This window comes from Streptomyces sp. NPDC086777 (assembly GCF_040702065.1).
In the GTDB taxonomy this organism is placed as follows: domain Bacteria; phylum Actinomycetota; class Actinomycetes; order Streptomycetales; family Streptomycetaceae; genus Streptomyces.
The window spans coordinates 23373-44390 of record NZ_JBFBJI010000001.1 but is presented as its reverse complement, the minus strand read 5'-3'; the positions used below and the strand labels follow the sequence as shown (position 1 = coordinate 44390).

Annotated in this window: 21 protein-coding genes and 1 pseudogene; 9 read left to right on the top strand and 13 right to left on the bottom strand. The window is 72.9% G+C overall.

Features of this window, described 5'->3' with window-relative positions:
• Positions 1 to 55: 55 nt before the first annotated feature.
• A complete protein-coding gene (locus tag AB0472_RS00220) occupies positions 56 to 601 on the bottom strand; it encodes a DoxX family membrane protein (RefSeq protein ID WP_366352665.1) in 546 nt (181 codons plus the stop codon).
• 134 nt (positions 602 to 735) lie between these two features.
• Between AB0472_RS00220 and AB0472_RS00215 the strand changes: the two genes are divergently transcribed.
• Entirely contained in the window at positions 736 to 1062 is a 327-nt protein-coding gene (locus AB0472_RS00215; RefSeq protein ID WP_366351990.1) for a nuclear transport factor 2 family protein, read from the top strand.
• Positions 1063 to 1194: 132 nt separating this feature from the next.
• Positions 1195 to 2181, top strand: a complete 987-nt coding sequence (locus AB0472_RS00210) for an aldo/keto reductase (protein ID WP_366351988.1) — start codon at positions 1195 to 1197, stop codon at positions 2179 to 2181.
• A gap of 157 nt (positions 2182 to 2338) precedes the next feature.
• Here the strand turns inward: AB0472_RS00210 and AB0472_RS00205 are convergent.
• Positions 2339 to 3013 (bottom strand): annotated as a pseudogene (locus AB0472_RS00205) (ABC transporter ATP-binding protein); the annotation flags it as partial.
• A gap of 143 nt (positions 3014 to 3156) precedes the next feature.
• Positions 3157 to 4623, bottom strand: coding sequence for an ABC transporter permease (locus AB0472_RS00200; protein ID WP_366351986.1), 1467 nt, complete (start codon positions 4621 to 4623; stop codon positions 3157 to 3159).
• A 142-nt stretch (positions 4624 to 4765) separates the two neighbouring features.
• Here AB0472_RS00200 and AB0472_RS00195 point away from each other — a divergent pair, with 142 nt between their 5' ends.
• Positions 4766 to 6028, top strand: coding sequence for a serine hydrolase (locus AB0472_RS00195; RefSeq protein ID WP_366351985.1), 1263 nt, complete (start codon positions 4766 to 4768; stop codon positions 6026 to 6028).
• A 249-nt stretch (positions 6029 to 6277) separates the two neighbouring features.
• Here the strand turns inward: AB0472_RS00195 and AB0472_RS00190 are convergent, their stop codons facing one another.
• Together AB0472_RS00190 and AB0472_RS00185 are read right to left on the bottom strand one after the other, a co-directional pair.
• Positions 6278 to 7036, bottom strand: coding sequence for an SDR family oxidoreductase (locus AB0472_RS00190; protein WP_366351983.1), 759 nt, complete (start codon positions 7034 to 7036; stop codon positions 6278 to 6280).
• 170 nt (positions 7037 to 7206) lie between these two features.
• Positions 7207 to 8205 carry a Gfo/Idh/MocA family oxidoreductase gene (locus AB0472_RS00185; RefSeq protein WP_366351981.1) on the bottom strand — a complete coding sequence of 333 codons (999 nt, stop codon included), beginning with the start codon at positions 8203 to 8205 and terminating at the stop codon, positions 7207 to 7209.
• Positions 8206 to 8328: 123 nt separating this feature from the next.
• Between AB0472_RS00185 and AB0472_RS00180 the strand changes: the two genes are divergently transcribed.
• The 4 genes from AB0472_RS00180 to AB0472_RS00165 all read left to right on the top strand — a co-directional run bounded on the left by AB0472_RS00180 (position 8329) and on the right by AB0472_RS00165 (position 12580).
• Complete coding sequence (locus tag AB0472_RS00180) at positions 8329 to 9648, top strand: multidrug effflux MFS transporter (protein WP_366351979.1); 1320 nt, start codon at positions 8329 to 8331, stop codon at positions 9646 to 9648.
• Positions 9588 to 10781, top strand: a complete 1194-nt coding sequence (locus AB0472_RS00175) for a serine hydrolase domain-containing protein (RefSeq protein ID WP_366351977.1) — start codon at positions 9588 to 9590, stop codon at positions 10779 to 10781. Before AB0472_RS00180 ends, AB0472_RS00175 begins: the two co-directional genes overlap by 61 nt.
• Positions 10778 to 11764, top strand: a complete 987-nt coding sequence (locus tag AB0472_RS00170; RefSeq protein ID WP_366351975.1) for a small ribosomal subunit Rsm22 family protein — start codon at positions 10778 to 10780, stop codon at positions 11762 to 11764. Before AB0472_RS00175 ends, AB0472_RS00170 begins: the two co-directional genes overlap by 4 nt.
• 81 nt (positions 11765 to 11845) lie before the next feature.
• Positions 11846 to 12580, top strand: coding sequence for a bifunctional DNA primase/polymerase (locus AB0472_RS00165; RefSeq protein ID WP_366351974.1), 735 nt, complete (start codon positions 11846 to 11848; stop codon positions 12578 to 12580).
• 117 nt (positions 12581 to 12697) lie between these two features.
• Here the strand turns inward: AB0472_RS00165 and AB0472_RS00160 are convergent, their stop codons facing one another.
• The 5 genes from AB0472_RS00160 to AB0472_RS00140 form a co-directional block, all read right to left on the bottom strand.
• Positions 12698 to 13633: a hypothetical protein gene (locus AB0472_RS00160; RefSeq protein ID WP_366351973.1), complete on the bottom strand. Its 936-nt coding sequence runs from the start codon at positions 13631 to 13633 to the stop codon at positions 12698 to 12700.
• A 13-nt stretch (positions 13634 to 13646) separates the two neighbouring features.
• A complete protein-coding gene (gene efeU / locus AB0472_RS00155) occupies positions 13647 to 14564 on the bottom strand; it encodes an iron uptake transporter permease EfeU (protein ID WP_366351972.1) in 918 nt (305 codons plus the stop codon).
• Positions 14565 to 14567: 3 nt separating this feature from the next.
• The gene (gene efeB, locus AB0472_RS00150) at positions 14568 to 15809 is read right to left on the bottom strand and encodes an iron uptake transporter deferrochelatase/peroxidase subunit (RefSeq protein ID WP_366351970.1); all 1242 of its coding nucleotides are present in this window, start codon (positions 15807 to 15809) and stop codon (positions 14568 to 14570) included.
• A 9-nt stretch (positions 15810 to 15818) separates the two neighbouring features.
• A complete protein-coding gene (efeO, locus tag AB0472_RS00145) occupies positions 15819 to 16955 on the bottom strand; it encodes an iron uptake system protein EfeO (protein WP_366351969.1) in 1137 nt (378 codons plus the stop codon).
• Positions 16956 to 17117: 162 nt separating this feature from the next.
• Positions 17118 to 17267 carry a hypothetical protein gene (locus tag AB0472_RS00140; RefSeq protein WP_366351967.1) on the bottom strand — a complete coding sequence of 50 codons (150 nt, stop codon included), beginning with the start codon at positions 17265 to 17267 and terminating at the stop codon, positions 17118 to 17120.
• A gap of 250 nt (positions 17268 to 17517) precedes the next feature.
• Here AB0472_RS00140 and AB0472_RS00135 point away from each other — a divergent pair, with 250 nt between their 5' ends.
• Positions 17518 to 18189 (top strand): PhzF family phenazine biosynthesis protein, encoded by a 672-nt coding sequence (locus AB0472_RS00135; protein ID WP_366351966.1) that lies wholly within the window; start codon positions 17518 to 17520, stop codon positions 18187 to 18189.
• Here AB0472_RS00135 and AB0472_RS00130 read toward each other — a convergent pair.
• The 3 genes from AB0472_RS00130 to AB0472_RS00120 form a co-directional block, all read right to left on the bottom strand.
• Complete coding sequence (locus AB0472_RS00130) at positions 18179 to 18388, bottom strand: hypothetical protein (RefSeq protein WP_366351964.1); 210 nt, start codon at positions 18386 to 18388, stop codon at positions 18179 to 18181. The genes AB0472_RS00135 and AB0472_RS00130 overlap by 11 nt on opposite strands.
• A gap of 64 nt (positions 18389 to 18452) precedes the next feature.
• On the bottom strand, positions 18453 to 19172 hold the full coding sequence (gene npdG, locus AB0472_RS00125) for an NADPH-dependent F420 reductase (protein ID WP_366351962.1): 720 nt from the start codon (positions 19170 to 19172) through the stop codon (positions 18453 to 18455).
• Positions 19173 to 19208: 36 nt separating this feature from the next.
• A complete protein-coding gene (locus AB0472_RS00120) occupies positions 19209 to 20288 on the bottom strand; it encodes a sialidase family protein (protein WP_366351960.1) in 1080 nt (359 codons plus the stop codon).
• 80 nt (positions 20289 to 20368) lie between these two features.
• Between AB0472_RS00120 and AB0472_RS00115 the strand changes: the two genes are divergently transcribed.
• On the top strand, positions 20369 to 20968 hold the full coding sequence (locus tag AB0472_RS00115) for a hypothetical protein (RefSeq protein WP_366351959.1): 600 nt from the start codon (positions 20369 to 20371) through the stop codon (positions 20966 to 20968).
• Positions 20969 to 21018 lie beyond the last annotated feature (50 nt).

The following is a 21018-nucleotide window of genomic DNA, read 5'->3' as shown; positions in this document are numbered from 1 at the left end:
CACTCCTCCACTCCGCCGCCCCTGCACCCGTGCACCCCCGCACCCCCGCACCCCTCTACTCCTCGAACAGTGCCTCCTGCTCCCCTTCCGCCGCCCGCCGCACCCGCCGGTTCCGGGCGCCGATCACCGCCGCCGTCACCGCCGCCGTCACGCCCAGCGCCGCCGGGACCATCCAGCCCCGGTCGAGGACGTGCCCGAACGCGTGGTCCAGGGAGAGCCGGCCGGGGCCCGCGACGGCCAGGCCCGCGGTGGCCAGGCCCAGGGTCGCGGCGTACTCGTAGCCGCCCTCCGCCGCGAAGAAGCCGTTCGGCGTGTGCAGGGCGGCCGCGCCCGCCATCGCTCCCGCCGCCGCGGCTCCCGCCGCCGGGGTCGCGAGTCCCAGCGCCAGCAGCGTTCCGCCGCCCGCCTCCGAGAGCCCCGCCGCCAGCGCGCTCTGCCGCCCGGGCACGTACCCGGCGGACTCCATGAACTGGCCCGTGCCCTCGATTCCGCCCCCGCCGAACCAGCCGAACAGCTTCTGCGTGCCGTGCGCGGCCAGCACCCCGCCGGTGCCCAGCCGGAGCAGCAGCAGGCCCACGTCACGTCGGTCGTAGCAGGTCACGGCGGCTCCCATCGGCGGCATGCGGATCGCGGGTCTCCACCGTCGCACCCGGCGTACCCGCTCGGCCCGTCCGCGCGGCCGTTCGGGTGGCGGGCGGGTGGCGGGCCGCCGGGACCGATGTGACGCTGACTGACATGACGATCAAGACAGCCAAGCTCAGCGACCCGGCGGTCCGCGCCTTCGTCACCGCCGTCAATGCCAGCGACCGCGAGGGGCTCGTGAATCTCCTCACCTCGGACGCGACCATGGCGGACGACGGCTCCGACCGGAACCTCGACGACTGGATCGACCGGGAGATCTTCTCCTCCAACGGTCACCTCGACGTCGACAACGAGTCCAACGGCGGCCGCTCCCTGCTCGCCCACTACCGCAACGACACCTGGGGCGAGATGGTCACCCGCTGGGACTTCACGGTCGAGGACGACGGCCGCATCTCCCGCTTCGAGACCGGGCAGGCATAGACCGGGCGGGCATGGACCGGGCAGGCATGGACCGGGCAGGCACGGACCGGGCAGGCATGGACCGGGCAGGCATGGAAACGGACCGGGAAATCGCTTGTCCTCGGGTGCGCTCCAACTCCTAGCGTCCCGTGCATGGAAACCGACAGCACCACCAGGACCCTGGGCCGTTCCGGCATCCGGGTCAGCGCGCTCGGCTTCGGCTGCTGGGCCATCGGCGGCGAGTGGCAGGACGCCACCGGGCAGCCCCTCGGCTGGGGCAGGGTCGACGACGAGGAGTCCGTACGGGCGGTCCACCGCGCCCTCGACCTCGGCGTCACCTTCTTCGACACCGCCGACACCTACGGCGCCGGCCACAGCGAGCGCGTCCTCGGCCGCGCCCTCGGCGGGCGCCGGGACGAGGTCGTCGTCGCCACCAAGTGGGGCAACGTCTTCGACGAGGAGACCCGCACCCTCACCGGCCACGACGACTCCCCGGCCTACGTCCGCCGCGCCCTGACCGCCTCCCTGCGCCGCCTCGGCACCGACCACGTCGACCTCTACCAGCTGCACCTCTCCGACGCCGACCCGACCCGCGCCGCAGAACTACGGGACGTCTGCGAGGAGTTGGTCGGCGAGGGGCTGATCCGGGCCTACGGCTGGAGTACCGACGACCCCGCCCGCGCCGCCGTCTTCGCCGAAGGGCCGCACTGCACGGCCGTCCAGCACACCCTGAACGTGCTCCAGGACGCGCCGCGGCTCCTGGACACGGCGGAGAAGTTCGACCTCGCCGCCGTGAACCGCAGCCCACTCGCCATGGGGTTGCTGGGCGGGCGGCGGGCGGGAGCCGCGCCCGGTGACATCCGCAGCAGGCCGCCGGCCTGGCTGCCCGGTTTCGGGGACGGCGACGGGGCGGATCCCGCGTGGGTCGAGCGGATCGAGGCCCTGCGCGAGATCCTCACCAGCGACGGGCGGACCCTCGCCCAGGGCGCCCTCGGCTGGATCTGGGCACGCAGCCCGCGCACGGTCCCCATCCCCGGCTTCCGGTCCGTCGCCCAGGCCGAGCAGAACGCCGGTGCGATCGCGAAGGGGCCGCTCACCGCCGGGCAGCTGGCCGGGATCGACCGGCTCCTCGGGCGGTGAACGGCTCCCCGCCGCTCGTCGACGGCGGTCAGTGACCCTGGCCACCGCCGTACTGCTGCTGCACGTACGGCTCCTGCACGTACGGCTGCCGGCCGTAGTCCGCCTGCTGCGGCTCACCCGCGGGCCCGGCCGCCTGGTGCGCGTACCGCTGTCCGCCGCCCTGCTCGGTGAGGGTGATCCGGCCGGCCTTGATGGTGGCCAGGCGCGGGGCGCGGCGGGCGATGGAGGAGTCGTGGGTGACCATGATGAAGGTCAGCCCGTACTCGTGCCACAGGCCTTCCAGGAGGGCCATGATGTCGTCGCGGGTGCCTTCGTCGAGGTTGCCGGTCGGTTCGTCGGCGAGGAGCACCTTCGGCTTCTTCACCAGGGCGCGGGCGATCGCGACGCGCTGCTGCTGGCCGCCGGAGAGCTCGGACGGGGCGTGCCCGAGGCGCTCGCCGAGGCCCACCGAGCGCAGCGCCTCCGCCGCGCGCTCCCGGCGCTCGGCCGGCTTGGTGCCGAGCGGGACGAGGGCGGTCTCGACGTTCTCCTGCGCGGTGAGCGTCGGGATCAGGTTGAACGCCTGGAAGATGATGCCGATCTTCTCGGCGCGCAGCCGGGTGAGCTTGGTCTCACTGACCCTGGCGAGGTCGACGTCGTCCAGCAGGACGCTGCCCTCGGTCGGGCGGTCCAGGCCGCCGATCATCTGCAGCAGGGTCGACTTGCCGCCGCCGGTCGGGCCCTGGATGACGAGCTGGTCGCCGTCCTCGATGGTCAGGTCGACGCCGCGCAGCGCCTCGACCGTCTCCTTGCCCCGCGTGTAGCGCTTGGTGACTCCGGTGAGTCTGTACATGGGGTTCTCCACTGGGTGCTCTGCCGTAAGGGCGTAAGGGCGTAAGGGCGTAGGGCGTAGGGCGTAGGGGGGCGTGAGGGGGTGGGGCGCCGCGTCCCGGGGGGAGTGGAAGCGGCGCCCCGGCTCGGAGGGGGCGGAGGGGGCTACGAGACGCTGCGCAGGGCGTCGGCCGGGCGCATCCGGGAGGCGCGCCAGCCGCCCATCGCGCCGGCGATCAGTCCGCCGGTGACCGCGAGGCCGACCGCGAGGGCGATGGTGGTGAGGGAGACCGGCGCGGACAGCGCGATCTCCAGGGTGTTCTGGGAGGCCTGCTGACCGGGGCCGCCGCCCGGGCCGCCGCCCATGCCGCCACCGCCACCGGAGCTGCCCAGCTGGGCGGTGAGCTTCGGGCTGATCGCGGTGACCGCGTAGGCCGCGCCGACGCCGAGGGCGATGCCGAGGGCGCCGCCGATCAGGCCGTTCACGATGGACTCGCCGACCACCTGACGGGTGACGTTGCGGGACGGCCAGCCGAGCGCCTTCAGGGTGCCGAACTCACGCACCCGGCGGGACACCGCGGAGGAGGTCAGCAGGGCCGCCACCAGGAAGGCCGCCGCGAGGACCGCGATGGACAGCCACTTGCCGACGCTGGTCGCCAGGCTTGAGGCGGTGGACAGGGAGCCGGAGACGGTGGACGCCAGGTCGGCGGAGGTGGTGACCGTCGTACCGGAGATGTTGGCGGTGATCTCCTTCTTCACGGTGGAGATCTGCTGGGAGTCGGTCGCCTTGACGTAGATCGTGGTGACCTGGTTCTTGGCGTCGCCGAGGGTCTGCGCGACCTTCAGCGGGACGAAGACGTCGGTGTCGGACTCGCTGCTGTCCGGGGTGGCGATGCCGATGACGGTGAACTTGGTGCCGGAGATCTTGAAGGTCGAGCCGACCTTGTACTTCTTCTCCTTGGCGTACGACTTGCTGACCACCGCGACCTTGGCGTCGGTCTGCGCGGAGGTGAAGGTCCTGCCCGTGGTGATCTTCATGGTGGACAGCGGGCCGAGCCCCTGGTGGGCCACGTCGACGCCGGCCACGGAGTAGCTGTTGACGTTGAAGTCGGCGCCGCCGCCCTGAACCTGCGGCGCGCCGCCCGAGCTGCTGCTGCCCCCGCCGGGGCCGCCCTGGCTGCTGCTGCCGCCGCTGCTGCTGGTGGAGGACTTCGCCTTGCCCTGGGTGAAGGAGCCGTCGACCTTGGTGACGTTGAGGGAGAGCGCTCCGACCGCGCTCTCCACGCCCTTCTGGCCGGCGACCTTGGTCACCAGGGACGACTTCAGGGCCTGACCGCCCTGGGTCTGCACCCGGTCCGAACTCTGCGTGGAGCTGCTGCTGGACTTGGCGTCGAACCTGAAGTTCGGGCCGCCGGAGCTGCCCGAGGTCGGGGCCGTACGGGCCTTGGTGACCGTCATGTCGGTCCCCAGGCCGTACAGCGACTTGAGGACCTTGTCCTGCGCCTGGGTCATGCCGGCCGACACCGAGTTGACCGTGATGACCAGCGCGATACCGAGCGCCAGACCCAGAGCGATGACCAGGGCCGCCTTCTTTCTGCGGCCCAGCTCGCGCTTGAGATAGATGCCAAACATCCCGTTCCTCGAAGGTTCTTGGCGCCCGCTGTGGGCGCGGGCTCAAGCTAGGGAGGAACCTTTGAGCAGCCCTGGGTAAAAGATGTGTCAGAGCTGAGAAACCGGGATGTCTTAGCAAACTTTCATAAGACAGCAAATTCATATGCCGGGGAGGGGGCCGTGCGGCAAAGCCCTGCTGGAGGCGGTGTACGGTCCCGGGGTGCGCGATTCCTCCCGGCTGACCCGGCGTGCCGTCCTCGGACTGACGGCCGCCGCCCTTCCCCTGTCCGCGGCGACCCCCGCCTCCGCAGCCACCGTCGTGGGCGGTGAGCGTCTGGCCCGTGGGGGCGTACAGGTGAGCGGAGTCACCGGCCTGCCGAAGAAGATCACCGCCCGCGCCTGGCTGCTCGCCGACTGCGACAGCGGTGAGGTGCTCGCCTCGTACAACGCGCACCGGCGGCTGGCGCCCGCCTCCACCCTGAAGATGCTGTTCGCGGACACTGTGCTGAAGAACTTCGAGCGGACCGAGCGGTACCGGGTCAAGGACTCCGACATCTCCGACGTCCCGGCCGGCTCCAGCCTGGTCGGGATCAAGCCCGGTCTCACCTACACCGTCGAGCAGCTGTGGCAGGGCGTCTTCCTGCGCTCCGGCAACGACGCGGTGCACGTCCTCGCCCACATGAACGGCGGGATCGCGAAGACCGTCGCCGAGATGCAGGCCAAGGCGGCCGACCTGCAGGCCCTCGACACCCACGTGGTCAGCCCCGACGGCTTCGACCACCCGGGCCAGCTGTCGTCGGCGTACGACCTGACCCTCTTCGCCCGGCACGGGCTGAAGGACGAGGACTTCCGCGGCTACTGCGGCACCCGGACCGCGAACTTCCCGGCCGGCGGCAAGAAGACCTTCCAGATCCAGAACACCGACCGCCTGCTCACCGGTGCCTGGGGGCTCGACGTCTACAAGGGCCTGTTCGGCGTCAAGAACGGCTACACCAGTCACGCCGGCAACACCTTCACCGGCGGTGCCACCCGGGACGGCCGCACCCTGCTGGTCACCGTGATGCACCCGGACCCCGCCACCAACGCCGTGTACGAGCAGACCGCCGCACTGCTCGACTGGGGCTTCGGGAAGGGGAGTTCGGCGCAGCCGGTGGGCGCGCTGGTCGATCCGCTGAGCGAGGGCGGGGCGAGCGCGAGTCCGTCGGCGAAGGGCAAGGGGGCCGCGGGGGCGGCCGGGACCGGTGCCGCCGGTTCGGGATCGTCGGGACCGTCGCCGTGGCGGGTCGCGGAGGGCGGGGCGGTGACGCTCGGCCTGCTGGGCGCCGGGGCGTGGGCGCTGCGTCGGCGCCGGCGGGCGGCCGCTGCCGCGGCCGGCCCCGACTCGGGTGACACGCCGCCGGGCCCGACCGGCCCGGCGGCGGGCTGACGTCACGCGGCAGCCGCTCCACCCACCGGTGCGTACCCGCGGTCCCACGCGGGCCCACCCCCACCCCGGTCCGGTGGAACGGCTGCCGCCTCCCCCCCCTCGGTGTGGCCGACGGTCCACGGAATGCCACAGCCCCAACTGTGAAGTTCTGGTGGAGGAGAGTTGAGCATAGGCCCGTTACCGGCCGCAATACCGGGGACGTTGGTATTCCGCTTGTGCAGGTTGAGGATGGTCCGACTGAACGGCGGTTCAGCCCCGGCCCACGTACGGCATCGCCGTCGCCAGCACCGTCGCGAACTGCACGTTCGCCGCCAGCGGCAGCTCGGCCATGTGCCGCACGGTCCGCGCCACGTCCGCCACGTCCATCACGGGTTCCGGGGCGATCACCCCGTTCGCCTGCAGCGCGCCGGTCTCCATCCGGGCCGTCATGTCCGTGGCCGCGTTGCCGATGTCGATCTGCCCGACCGCGATGCCGTACGGCCGCCCGTCGAGGGACAGCGACTTGGTGAGCCCCGTCAGCGCGTGCTTGGTCGCGGTGTAGGCGACGGAGCGCGGGCGAGGGGCGTGCGCCGAGACGGACCCGTTGTTGATGATCCGCCCGCCCTGCGGCTCCTGCTCCTTCATCTGCCGGAACGCCGCCTGCGCGCACAGGAACGCCCCGTTGAGGTTGGTGTCCACCACGTGCCGCCACGCCTCGTAGGGCAGGTCCTCCACGGCCACCCCGCCCGGGCCGAACGTCCCCGCGTTGTTGAACAGCAGGTCCACCCGCCCGAACCGGTCCACGGCCGCCGCGAACAGCCCGGCGACGTCGTCGGGTTGCGAGACGTCGGCCCGTACGGCGAGGGAGGCGCCGTCGGGCGCCAGTGCCGCCGTCTCCTCCAGCCGCGCGGATCGCCGCCCGGCGAGCGCCACCGACCAGCCGGTGCGCAGCAGTTCCACGGCGACTGCCCGACCGATACCGGAGCCGGCTCCGGTGACCACCGCGATCTTTGGTTGCTTGGTGTTCATGGGGTCGCAGCGTAGGCGCTCCGCAGCGAGGGCCGGGTTGTCCGGGCCGTCGGTCGGGTGCGGCGGTTGGGGGCCGGCCGCGCAGTTCCTCCCCCAGCCTGCGGCCAGGGGTACCCCCAGCGCCCCTTTCGGGGCGCTTACGCCGAGGGCGCGTTCAGTGCGGGGGGTCTTTACGCCTCGCCCGGGTAGCGCACGCCGATCTGCTCCCTGAGGGTGTCCAGGGTGCGCATGACCGCGAGGGTGCCGTCGAGGGGGACGAGGGGGGATTCCTTCTCGCCGGCGCGTAGGGCGCGCATGACCTCGCGGGCCTCGTGGCGGAGGGTGCCGCGGGGGCCGTCCTCCGGGGCCAGGGCGAACTCCTCGGGGTCACGGCCGTCACGGTGCAGCACGAAGCGGTCGGGGTTGAAGAAGCCGTTCGGGATGTCGATCCGGCCCTGCGACCCCGTGACCGAGGCCGTGGTGCCGGTGCCGCCGACGATGGAGCAGTGCACCATGGCGAGAGCGCCGCTCTCCCAGGAGAGCAGTGCACCCGTCTGGAGATCGACGCCCTCGTCCGAGAGCACCGCTCGCGCCGACATCCCGTCCGGCTCGCCGAGCAGCAGGTGCGCGAACGACACCGGGTACACGCCCAGGTCCAGGAGCGCGCCGCCGCCCAGCGCGGGGTCCCGCAGCCGGTGCGCCGGCGGGAACGGCCCCTCCAGGCCGAAGTCCGCCTGCACGGTCCGCACCTCGCCGACCGCCCCGTCCGCTACCAGCGCCGTCAGCCGCCGCACCAACGGGTTGCAGTACGTCCACATCGCCTCCATCAGGAAGCGGTCGTGCTCCTTCGCCAGCGCGACGAGTTCCGCGGCCTCGCGTCCGTTGACCGTGAACGCCTTCTCGCACAGCACGTTCCGCCCCGCCGTCAGGCACAGCCCGGCGGCCGCCCGGTGCGCCGAGTGCGGAGTGGCGACGTACACGACATCGATGTCCTCGTCCCGGGCCAGCGACTCCCAGTCGCCGTACGCCCGGCCGATCCCGAACCGTTCGGCGAACGCCTCGGCGGACTCCGCCGACCGCGAGGCCACCGCCGCGATCTCCGCGTCCGGCAGATCCACCAGATCCGCCGCGAACGCGGCCGCGATCCCGCCCGTCGCCAGGATTCCCCACCGCACGCTCTGCTCACCCATCCCGGCCGCCCACCCTCGCTCACGTGTTTCCCGGCAGTCTGTACGAGCTGAGAGCATATGCGGGGGCCATCGGGGTCCAGCAACAGCCGACCGGACCGCGAGACCCATCAGGACGGGGGACACATGCCCGAACAGCCGGCGCCGGCGACACCGGACGCCCAGGACACCGGCGTATCCGCATCGCGCGGCCCCGTCGGCCGTTCCGCCCCCGCCCGCCGCGCCGGCCTCCTCCTCGTCCTGCTCCTCGGCGGACTCACCGCGACGCCCCCGCTGGCCATGGACATGTACCTCCCGTCGCTGCCGGAGGTCACCCGCTCGCTCGGCGCCCCCGCCGCGACGGTCCAGCTCACCCTCACCGCCTGCCTCGCCGGCATGGCCCTCGGCCAGCTGGTCGTCGGCCCGATGAGCGACCGCTGGGGGCGCCGCCGCCCGCTGCTGGCCGGCCTCGCCGTCTACGTCGTCGCCACCGCCCTGTGCGCCGTCGCGCCGGACGTCGAGACCCTGGTCGCCTTCCGCCTCGCCCAGGGCCTCGCGGGCGCGGCCGGCATCGTCATCGCGCGGGCCGTCGTACGCGACCTCTACGACGGGGTCGCCATGGCCCGCTTCTTCTCCACCCTGATGCTGGTCTCCGGGGTCGCCCCGGTCGTCGCCCCGCTGATCGGCGGGCAGATCCTGCGGGTGACGGACTGGCGGGGGGTCTTCGTCGTCCTCACGGTCGTCGGGGCGCTGCTCGCCGTACTGGTGGGGGTGCGGCTCCCGGAGACCCTGCCGCCCGCCGACCGGCACGCCGGGGGAGCGGCCGCCGCCGTCGGCGCCATGCGGAGCCTCCTGGCCGACCTGCCCTTCACCGGCTACATGCTTGCCGGCGGCTTCGCCTTCGCGGCCCTCTTCGCCTACATATCCGCGTCCCCGTTCGTCATCCAGGAGATCTACGGCGCCTCCCCGCAGACCTTCTCCCTGCTCTTCGGCCTCAACTCGGTCGGGCTGGTGATCGCCGGGCAGGTCAACGGCAAGGTGCTGGTCGGCCGGGTCGGCCTGGACAAGGTGCTGGGCGCGGGCCTGGGGGTGACCGTGCTCGCGGCGACCGCCCTGCTGCTGATGTCGACCGGTGCCCTCGGCCCGGTCGGGCTCGCCCCGGTCGCCGCCGCGCTCTTCGTCCTGATGTCCGCGATGGGCTTCACCCTGCCCAACGCCCAGTCCCTCGCCCTGCTGCGCACCCGGCACGCGGCCGGGTCCGCGTCCGCGCTGCTCGGGACCTCCTCGTTCCTCGTCGGCGCGGTCGCCTCGCCGCTGGTGGGGGTCGCCGGGGAGCGAACCGCCGTGCCCATGGCGATCGTCCAACTGGCGGGGGCACTGGTGGCACTGGCCTGCTTCGTGGGAATGTGCCGTCCCTGGACAGCACGTGGGAACACCCGTGCGAGGACGGAGGGAGCAGGGAGCTGAGCGTACCGAGACTGCGCGTCGAGACACCGGAACGGGCCGGTCTCGACCCCGCGGAACTCAGGCACCTCGTCCGCGAAGTGCACGACCTCACCACCGGTGTGCGGCCCTGGGCGGCCGGGGCCGTCGTGGTCGCCGGACGCGGACCCGTGATCGCCGTGCAGGAGGCCGCGGGCTGGGCCGTGCGCTGGTCCGCGTACGACCCCGAGACCGACGCCGGTGTCGAACTGCTGCCCGCCGCCCGGGTCCCGGTGACCGTCGACACCCCCTTCGACGTCGCCTCCCTCACCAAACTGTTCACCGCGGTCGCCGCCGTGCAGCAGCTGGAGCGCGGCACCCTCGGCATCGACGCCCGCGTCGGCGCCTACCTCCCCGACTTCCACGGGGCCGCCGCCCACGGCATCACCGTCCGCCAGCTGCTCACCCACACCTCGGGGCTGCGCCCCGAACTCCCGCTCTACGACTGCCCCGACGACGCGGCCCGCCTCGACCTGCTCCGCGCGGAGGCCCCGGCCGGCGCCCCCGGCGCCTACCGCTACTCGGACCTCAACCTGCTCCTCCTCCAGCAGGTCCTGGAGCGGATCACCGGCCGCCCCCTGGACGTCCTGGTCCGTGACGGCATCACCCGGCCCCTCGGCATGACCGCCACCGACTTCGGGCCCTGCCCAGGGGCGGCGGCCACCGAGGACCAGCGGCGGCCGTGGGCCAAGGCGGACCGGGGGATGCTGCGGGGCGTCGTGCACGACGAGAACGCCTGGGCGCTGGGCGGGGTGGCCGGGCACGCCGGTCTCTTCTCCACCGGCCGGGACCTGGCGATCTTCTGCCGGGCCCTGCTCGCGGGCGGCGCCTACGGCCCGGCGCGGATCCTCGGCCCCGACTTCGTGGACCTGCTGCTGGCCCCGCCCGGCCTGGGCTTCCTGGTGGACCAGCCGTGGTTCATGGGCGAGCTGGCCGGACAGGGGGCGGCGGGTCACACCGGGTTCACCGGGACCAGCCTGGTGCTGGACCGGGCCACGGACACGTTCCTCGTCCTGCTCGCCAACACCGTGCACCCGCGCCGCCGGCCCGGCGGCAGCGCACCCCGGGCGGCGGCGGCGACCCGTCTCGCCAGGGCAGTCCATACAATCGCCGGGTGAACCACCCCACCCCACCGGCCGACCGGCTCCGCGCCACGCTCTCCGACCTGCTCGACGGCCTGCCCCCGAAGCAGGCCGCCACCGCCGTCGAGCGGCTGATCGCCAGCTACCGCGGCGCCACCCCGACCGACGCACCGATCCTGCGGGACCGGGCGGACGTGGTGGCGTACGCGGCGTACCGGATGCCGGCGACCTTCGAGGCGGTACGGTCCGCGCTGGCGGCCTTCGCCGACGCGGTGCCGCAGGGGTGGGCGCCGGGGAGCCATGTGGACGTCGGCGGCGGGACGGGTGCGGCGACCTGGGCGGTGACCGACACCTGGACGGGCGCGCGGCCGGTGACGGTCCTCGACTGGGCCGAGCCGGCGCTCGCCCTCGGCCGGGAGATCGCCGCCGCGAACCCGGCGCTGCGGGACGCGAAGTGGCAGCGCTCCCGGATCGGAGCGGCGCTCACCATCGAGAGCACTGATCTCGTCACGGTCTCGTACGTCCTCAACGAGCTCGACGAGGCCGGCCGCGCCGCCCTCGTCGACGCCGCCGCGGCCGCCGCACAGGCCGTCGTCATCGTCGAGGCGGGCACCCCCGCCGGCTACGCCCGGATCATCGAGGCCCGCGACCGCCTGATCGCCGCCGGCTTCCAGGTCGCCGCCCCCTGCCCGCACAGCGCCGCCTGCCCGATCGCCCCCGGCACGGACTGGTGCCACTTCTCCGCCCGGGTCAGCCGCTCCTCCCTGCACCGCCAGGTCAAGGGCGGCACGCTGCCCTACGAGGACGAGAAGTTCAGCTACGTGGCCGCCACCCGCTTCCCGCCCGCACCGGCACCGGCCCGGGTGGTCCGCCGCCCCCAGATCCGCAAGGGGCAGGTCCTGCTCGACCTGTGCGAGAGCGACGAACGGCTGCGCCGCACGACGGTCACCAAGCGCCACGGCGACCTGTACAGGGCGGCCCGCGACGCGGACTGGGGCGACCCCTGGCCGCCCGGGTGACACAGCACTCGTACCCCCCGCTTCGCACCCAGACGGGACCATAAGGCATCCTGGCCGGACCACAGGGAGGCGAGGCGGTAGATGAGCGCGACGTTCGGCGGCCCGAGCGGCCGGCAGGGCAGACTCTCCCAGTGGCTCCGCGGCCGCCGCCCCAAACAGGCCGCCACCGCCGACGACCCGGGCCGCGCGGCGCTGCTGCTCGCCGCCGCCGAGGCGGGCCTCCCCCTGGCCCCCGCCGCGCACCCGGCCCCGGGCTACGGCTGCTCCTGCGACCGCGTCGGCTGTCCCACCCCGGCCCGGCACCCGGTGTCGTTCGCGTGGCAGACGCAGTCCACCACCGACCGCGCCCAGATCGAGCGCTGGGCCCGGCACCAGCCGCAGGCCAACTTCATCACCGCGACCGGCATGACCCACGACGTCCTCGACGTGCCCCTGGAGCCCGGCCGGCAGGCCCTGGAGCGGCTGCTCGCGAACGGCGTCGAGGTCGGCCCGGTCGCCGAGAGCGACGACGGCCGCCTGCTCTTCTTCACCCTCACCCGCGGCACCCCCGAGGACGAGGACGAGTGGTGGCCCTGCGAGCTGGACTGCCGCCCCGAGACCATGGACGAGCACCCGGGGCTGCGCTGGCACTGCCGGGGCTCCTACGTCCTCGTGCCGCCCGCCAGGCTGCCCGGCGGCGACGGCGACCTGCGGGTGCACTGGGTACGCGGGCCCGAGCACGCGCTGCCCGACCCGCTGAGCCTGCTGGAGATCCTCACGGACGCGTGCGGCCGGTACGCGGGCGAGGAGGCCGATCAGGTGGGTGCGGCCTGGTAGACGCGCCGCCGGAAGCGCCGGTCGTCGGTCGGCTGCGCGCCGTGGGGGGCTGGTCGCGCAGTTCCTCCCCCAGCCTTCGGCCGGGGGGACCCCAGCACCCCTTGCGGGGCGCTGGTGCTAGGACCCCTGGGCCGAGGTCAGGCCCTGGATGCGGCCGAGGATCGAGACCTTGCCGGTGCCCGCCGGGTCCAGGGCGACCTGGTTGGAGACGAACTGCATGGTCAGGGACTGCTTGATCTCACCCTTGGTGAGGGCCTTGACGCTGAGGTTCGGGGTCGGCACGGAGGTGCCCGCGGCCGCCGTCTCCTTGGCGTAGTAGCGGGTGGTGAAGAACACCACCGCCCCGCCGTCGGTGGTGCGCAGGGCGAGCGGTGCGTAGTCGCCGTCGGTGAGCGGCTCGTCGATGTACTGCGTGGCCAGCCCCGGCTTGGTGGACTTCTCGCGGTCCGCGCGCCAGCCGCTGGTGTGCACGCCGTCCGCGAAGACGGTGCCACCGCTCTTCAGGTACGTGGTGTAGTCCCGGCTCAGGTCGCCCGGGGGGACGGCGAGCCGGGCGCTGTTCGCCGGTACGTCCTCGGCCCAGCCGTCCTTGTCGGTGGTGAACTTCGGTACGGCGCCCGGCGCTACCAGCGTCAGGTACGCCACCTGGAACGGCTGGGAGAGGCTGTTGCGGGTGAAGACCAGCAGCCAGCGGTCGTCGCCGCCCTTGTTGGCGTGCGCGTCGGCGAGGAACCAGCGCGGCCAGCCGGCCTTCTTCGGAACGGTGTACGTGACGTCGTCGAACTCCAGTGCCGAGTGGGCGGAGTTGCCGGCCGGGCTGTTGACGTGGCCGGCCTTCAGGCGCGCGGAGTCGATGTCGGCGAGGGCGCCGGTCGTGTGGTCCGCGTCCAGGGAGCCGTCGTAGGCCTTGTCGGCGCTGTTGTAGGCGTCCGTGAACTGCCGGAGCGCCTTGGCGGCCTCGGCGCGGGTGGTGGTGGGGAGCACCTCGCGCTCCCCGTGTACCACCACGCAACCGCTCGCCGTCAGCGACAGGGCGGTCAGCGAGACCGCCATGAGCGCGTTCCGGTCACGCCGACGGAGTCTGCGGAGCCGTCGAGGGACGCGATCCCTGTTCGTCAGATGCGTCCTCAGCTGCGTCCTCAGATGCGTCATCAGGTGCCTTCACCTTCCCCTTCCCGGAGCCGAACCCTACCGGGGCGAAGAAGAGTGCGAGTGTCGGGACCAGGTACAGCAGCCACACCGTGACCTGGAGCACGGTCGGGTCCGGCTGGAAGTTGAACACGCCCTTCAGCAGCGTCCCGTACCAGCTGTCCGGCGGGACGGTGCCGCTGATGTCGAAGGCCTGGCTGGTCAGGCCCGGGATCCAGTCGGCCTCCTGGAGGTCGTGGAAGCCGTAGGCGAGCACGCCCGCCGCGACCACGACCAGCATGCCGCCGGTCCAGGTGAAGAACTTGGCGAGGTTGATGCGCAGCGCGCCCCGGTAGAACAGCCAGCCCAGGAGCACCGCGGTGGCGAGGCCGAGGGCCACGCCGATCAGCGGGCGCGGGGTGCCGTCGCTCGCCGCGTGCACGGAGGCCCACACGAACAGCGCGGTCTCCAGGCCTTCCCGCCCGACGGCGAGGAAGGCGGTGGCGACCAGTGCGCCGGTACCCATCGCGAGGGCCGTGTCCAGCCTGCCGTGCAGCTCCGCCTTGAGATGCCGGGCGGTGCGGCGCATCCAGAAGACCATCCAGGTCACGAGGCCCACCGCGACGACGGACAGGGACCCGCCGAGCGCCTCCTGCGCCTGGAACGTCAGCTCCTGGGAGCCGAATTCGAGCGCGCACCCGAAGCCCATGGCGATCAGCACCGCGACCGCGATGCCGGTCCAGATGGGCTTCAGGGCGTCCGTGCGCCCGGTCTTGACGAGGTAGGCGATGAGGATGCAGACGACGAGCGAGGCCTCGAGGCCTTCCCGCAGACCGATCAGGTAGTTGGAGAACACGGATCACGCCCCCTTGGCGGACTCGGAGAACAGCGTCCGGCCCCACCAGTCGTCCTTGTCCCGGACGCCGGGCGGGACCGCGAAGACCGCCGAACCCACGTGCTGGATGTACTCGTTGAGTGCGTCGGACGCCGACAGCTTGCGCTGGAGCGGGATGAATCCCTTGCCGACGTCACGCATGTAGGCCAGGAAGAACAGTCCCGCGTCGAGCCGTCCGAGCCCGTCCGTCCCGTCGGTGAAGGAGTAGCCGCGGCGCAGGATGGTGATGCCGCCGTTGGCGTCCGGGTGCGCGAGCCGCACGTGGGCGTCGGGCTTCATGGCCTTCAGGAACGGCTCGTCGTGCTCCTTGGCCTTGCCGACCGGGGCGCCCTCGCCCTTGTCCCGGCCGAACACGTCCTCCTGCTCCTGGAGCGAGGTCCGGTCCCAGGTCTCGATGTTCATGCGGATCCGCCGGGCGACCAGGTACGATCCCCCGCTCATCCACCGGGGCCCGTCCCCGTCCCCGACCCACACGAACTTCTTCAGCCGGTCGGTCTCGGTCCCCGCGATGTTGCGGGTGCCGTCCTTGAACCCCATGAGGTTGCGGGGCGTCTGGGCGTCCGGGGTCGTGGACGAGGTCTTGCCGAAGCCGAGCTGGGACCAGCGGATGGCGACCTTGCCGAAGCCGATCCGGGCGAGGTTGCGGATGGCGTGCACGGCGACCTGCGGATCGTCGGCGCAGGCCTGGATGCAGAGATCGCCACCGGTGCGGGCGGCGTCGAGGTTGTCCCCGGGGAACTTCGGCAGCTCGACGAGCGCGGCGGGCCGCTGCCCGCCGAGCCCGAACCTCTCGAAGAAGGACGGCCCGAAGCCGATCGTCAGCGTCAGCCGGGACGGACTGAGCCCGAGGGCCTCGCCGGTGTCGTCCGGCGGCGCCTCGGCGAGCCCGCCGTAGGCGCCCTCGCCGACGGCCCTGCCCGCGGTCATCCGCCGGGCCGCGGCCGTCCAGTCCTTCAGCAACTGCACGAACTCGGCCCGGTCGTCGGTCTTCACGTCGAACGCGGCGAAGTGCAGCCGGTCCTGGACCGGGGTGGCGATACCGGCCTGGTTGGCGCCGTGGAACGCGACGGCGGTGGCGGGGCCGGCGTCGTCGCCGCCGGACTCGGCCGCGGCCACCGCGCCGCCGGCCACGGCGGCCCCCAGCGCGAGCCCGGCGCCGCCCCAGCCGATGACCGCCCGACGTGACGGAGTGGCTTTGTCACCCATGCCCGCCCCCTACTTGACCACGGCCGCGGCGAGCTTGGACAGCGGCTCGGCGAGGGCGTTGACCGCGTCGGACAGCTCCTTGCGCTGCGCCTCGGTGACCGTGTCGTACGAGACGAAGCCGTCGGAGGTCTTGTCCGTGCGGTACTTGTCGAGCAGCGTGTCCAGCGCCGCGAACTGCTTGTCCAGTTCGGTGGCGAGCGCCGCGTCGTTCTGCTGCGCGACCGGCTTGAGCAGTTCGTACGCCTTCTGCGCGCCGTCGACGTTGGCCTTGAAGTCGCTCAGGTCGGTGTGCGAGTAGCGGTCCTCCTCGCCGGTGACCTTGCCGGTGGCGACCTCGTCGAGGAGTTCCTTGGCGCCGTTGGCCATGGAGGTCGGGGTGATCTCGGCCTTGCCGACCCGCTTCTGCCAGTCCTTCAGGTCGGTGACCAGCCCGGCCGCGAGGGTCTTCTGCTCGGCGCCGATCTTCTTGTCCTGCCACAGCGCCTTCTCCAGCGCGTGCCAGCCGGTCCACTTCTGGCCCTTCTCCAGGCCGTCGGCGCGGGTGTCGGTCTTGGGGTCGATGTCCCCGAACGACTCGGCGATCGGCTCGGTGCGCTCCCAGCCGACGCGGGAGGGGGCGTAGGCGGCCTTGGCGGCGTCGATGTTCCCGGCCTCGACGGCGTCGGCGAACGTCTGCACCTTCGGGATCGTCGCGTCGGCCTGCTCCTGCGCGTACTCGCGGTAGGCGGCGACGGCCGCGTCCAGCTTCGGGTCGCGCTTGGCGACGGCACCGGAGCCGGTGACGGTCAGCTCCTGCCGGACGCCGTGCCCCTTCATCCCCGGCCGGCAGGCTATCTCGTACGACCCCGCCTTCACCTCGGCGGTCAGCGTGTACTTGGTCCCCGGCCCGATGTTCTCCTTCTCGGAGACGATCCGGTCGTCCGGGAAGAGGATCTCGACCTCGGTGGCCTTCGAGCCCGTGTTCTCGATGGCGAGGGTGACGTGTCCCGCCGGAACCGACTTCGCCGAGGTCTCGCACTTGGCGTCGGCGGCGGTGACCTTGATCGCGTCGTCGCCCTTGGCGTCGCTCTTCGCAGTGCAGGCCGAGAGGGCGGTCAAGGCGGCCACGGTGGCGGCGGCGGTGACGGTGAGTCGGACGGCACGCATGCAGGCTCCAAGCTGGGGTGGTGTGGTGAGGCTGACCTAACTTACCTGAGGCTTACCTCACTGATACCCGGGCGGGTGGTGATTGGCCAGACGCAGAAAGATCACAGACACGGCTTGATGTCGACGGCTTGAAACAAACGTCAAGGAGTGGTAAAGGGATGGTCAATCGATGTGCGGGTCAAGGGCAGCGATCGGCTCGTCGAGGAGCAGCACCCTGCCGGGAGTGCCCCGCGCCCGCTCGGCCGTGACGGCGGCGCGCCCGGCGAGGGGCCGGCCCTGGCAGCGGCGGTGTCCGTTCGGCGGGTTCGGCACCGCCGGACCGCTCCGTGGCGGCTCGGCGCCGTCGCGGGGGGAGGAGGGGGGAGCTGCTCCGGAGCCGCGATGGCGGCGCGCGCGGTGAGGGGCCGGTACCGGGAACGGTGAGGTGCCGCCGGGGGGTTGGTGCTGTTGCGGCATCGGCCCGGACTTCCCGGCCGCCGCCGTGGCGGGGGGCGCCGGTGTCGTGTACGCGATACTCAGGCGCCGTACCGAGGGGTGAGGCCGTGAGTGCTTCAATGCCGCTGTGACTGATTACGACGTGCTGCGTGTCTTCTGCGCGGCGAACGGCGGCTACGGCAACGAACTGGCCGTCGTCCGGGACGGCTCCGTGCTGCCCGGCCCGGAGGACCGGCAGGCGCTGGCGGCGAAGCTCGGGTTCAGCGAGACCGTGTTCGTGGACGACCCCGAGCGCGGGGTCGTCGACATCTACACCCCCACCCTGCGCCTGCCGTTCGCCGGTCACCCCTGCGTCGGCACGGCGTGGCTGCTGGACGTGCCCGAACTGGTCACCCCGGCCGGCGTGGTCGGCGCCCGGCTGGACGGGGAGTTCAGCTGGATCGAGGCGCTCCCGGAGTGGGTCCCGCCGCGCACCCTGCGCCAGTACGCCGGGGCCGCCGAGGTCGACGCGCTGCCGGTGCCCGCGCCGGGCGAATGGATCTACGCGTGGGCGTGGGAGGACGAGTCGGCCGGCCGGGTCCGCGCCCGCGCCTTCCCCGGCCGCGGCGACGGCATCGACGAGGACGAGGCGACCGGGGCGGCGGCCCTGCTGCTGACCGCGCAGCTGGGCCGGGCCCTGAACATCACCCAGGGCCGGGGTTCGCAGATCCTGACCGCCCCGCAGCCGTACGGCTGGGTGGAGATCGGCGGGCGGGTCCTCCTGGAGGGCCCGGAGAGGCAGCCGGGGATCAGCCGGTGACCGACTTCTCCTGACGGCCGCGCCGTACGTAGTACCAGGTCATGTTGGACGACAGCCCCGTCAGCAGCACCCAGACCACACCGATCGGCCAGCTGCCCCGGACGAAGGAGACGACGGCGGCGACGGCGGCGAGGACGCAGACGACCAGGGCGTAGCGGGCGAGTCGCCGGGCCGGGCCGGACGGAGGCTGGGGACGCATAGGAGTCGATCGCTTTCGAAGACGTGGGGGACACCGGTGGCAGCCACCAGTGTCCCCCATCCGCTCAGACGTCCGTGACCCGGAGCCCGGCGTGTGCCTTGTAGCGCCGGTTGACCGAGATCAGGTTCGCGACCAGGGACTCCACCTGGTGGGCGTTGCGCAGCCGCCCCGCGAAGATGCCCCGCATCCCCGGGATCCGGCCGGCCAGCGCCTGCACGATCTCCACGTCCGCGCGCGCCTCGCCCAGCACCATCACATCGGTGTCGATCTCCTCGACCTCCGGGTCCTGGAGCAGCACCGCCGACAGGTGGTGGAAGGCGGCCGTGACCCGCGAGTCCGGCAGCAGCGCCGCGGCCTGCTCCGCCGCGCTGCCCTCCTCCGGCTTGAGGGCGTAGGCGCCCTTCTTGTCGAAGCCGAGCGGGTTGACGCAGTCCACGACCAGCTTGCCGGCCAGTTCCCCGCGCAGTGACTCCAGCGTCTTGCCGTGCCCGTCCCACGGTACGGCGACGATCACGACGTCGCTGCGGCGCGCGCACTCGGCGTTGTCGGCGCCCTCGACACCGTGCCCGAGTTCGTCGGCGGCGGCCTGCGCGCGCTCGGCGGCCCGCGAGCCGATGATCACCTTCTGGCCGGCCCGCGCCAGCCGGTAGGCGAGGCCCTTGCCCTGCGGGCCGGTGCCGCCGAGCACACCCACGACCAGACCGGAGACGTCGGGGAGGTCCCAGGGATCCTTGGCGGGGGCCTTGTCGGCCGCCGGCTGCTGTGCACTGTCGGTAGAGGTCATGGGCCGACTCTACGTCCGGGCCGACGGCCGTACCGGTCAGGTGAGCCGGTTCACCGGTACCCGGCGGAACGTGATCGTCGAGTACGCGCCGAAGTCGCCCGTCTCGTACAGCAGCCCGACGGTGGCCGCGTCGATCCGGGTCAGGTCGGAGTAGGCGGCGGGCAGCCCGTCGACGGTGTACACGGCCCGCCAGGTGGTGCCGCCGTCGGCGGAGGCGCGGACCGTCATCAGGGCACGGGCCGCCGGATCGCCCGGCCCGGAGTACAGCAGCACGTCGGGATCACGGAGTTGGAGCACGCCGGCCTGGCAGACGGGCGCGGTCAGCCCGGCCTGCGGCCGGAACGGCTGCACCAGCGTGCGGCCGCCGTCCGCCGAGTGGGCGTCGGCCCTGGTGCCCGGCGCCGGGGAATCGTTGCGCGTGTTGAAGTAGACGCGTCCGTCGGGCAGTTCGGCGGCGGTGGTCTCGTTGACGTTGATGTATCCGTCGGTGTTCTCGTCGAGGTAGCCGAGGTACCAGGTCGCCCCGCGGTCGTCGCTGAGCAGGCAGTGCCCGCTGTTGTACCTGCCCTCGGTGCCGGTGTCCGTCCCGGTGGGCGGCAGGGTGTGGTTGGCGGCCACGACGACCCGTCCCGAACGCAGCTGGAGGGCGTGCCCGGGTGTGGTGGCGTACCACCGCCACCCGGCCTTCTTCACGGACGCGGTGATCTCGACCGGCGCGGACCAGGTCACCCCGTCGTCGTCGCTGTGCTGCACCCACACCCGCCGCCCGTCGGCGTCGGACACCTGTCCGCGCAGGATGGCGTCCTCGGTGGCGGAGGCGGCGCTGCGGACGTGCACGAGCAGGACGCGGCCGGTGTCGAGGACGACGGGCGCCGGGTTCCCGGCGAGGTCGGTCCCGTTGCTCGCGGCCACCTGGAGCGGCCCCCAGGTGCGCCCGCCGTCCGCCGACCTCTTCAGCACCACGTCGATGTGCCCGTGGTCGGCCGCGGAGTCCACTCTCCCCTCGCAGAAGGCGAGCACGGTGCCTGCCCGGGAGACCACCACCGCCGGGATCCGGAAACTGGCGTAACCCTCTGTGCCCGCGCGAAAGGGAATGCTTGCTTCTGCGTCACTCATGGGTCGCCTCCTCCCCGGGTCGGGCGAATTCGGGGTGAACTCCACGTCACGAGTGTCAGATTGCGGCAGTATGCGGGGGCATGGACGCCGTACGGGTCGCGTTGCTGCGCGAAGTGCTCGCCGGGACCGAGTGGTTGACCGCGACCCGGAGATTCGCGGGCGCACTGCGGGGCTCCGTGGTGACGCACGGCGGCGGGCTGCTCCTGGTCGGCACGCCGGAGTACGAGCCGTGGCACCTCGCCGCGCACCTCGTGGACGAGGCGGCGTGGTCCGGTACGCCGGAACTGGCGCCGACCCTCGTACGGCACGGGGCCCGCCCCACCGACCCGGCGCACCTCGCGGTCGGCCCCGGCCGTATCGAGGCGGCCCGCCGGGGCGAGACGCTGCTCGTGGTGGCGCCGGGAGACGCCGGGTCCCTCCTGGAGCGGGTGCACACCGCCCGGCGCGCCGGCGTGACGGTCCTGACCCTTTCCACCACCGCCGACGACGCGCTGACCGCCATGGCCCACGAGACCCTCACCGTCCCCGGGGCCGCGGAACTCGACCTGGACACCGTCCAGCACCTGGTCAGCGCGGCAACCGGCGAGAACGGCCCGTCCCCACGAGGCCGCCGCCGCTTCCGCGACCGCCTCGCCCGCCTCGCGGAGACAGTGACGGCACCGCCTCCGACGCCGTGGTGATGTCCCACCCACCCGACTCGGCCGACCGATCTGCCTTCGGCCGGGGGCGG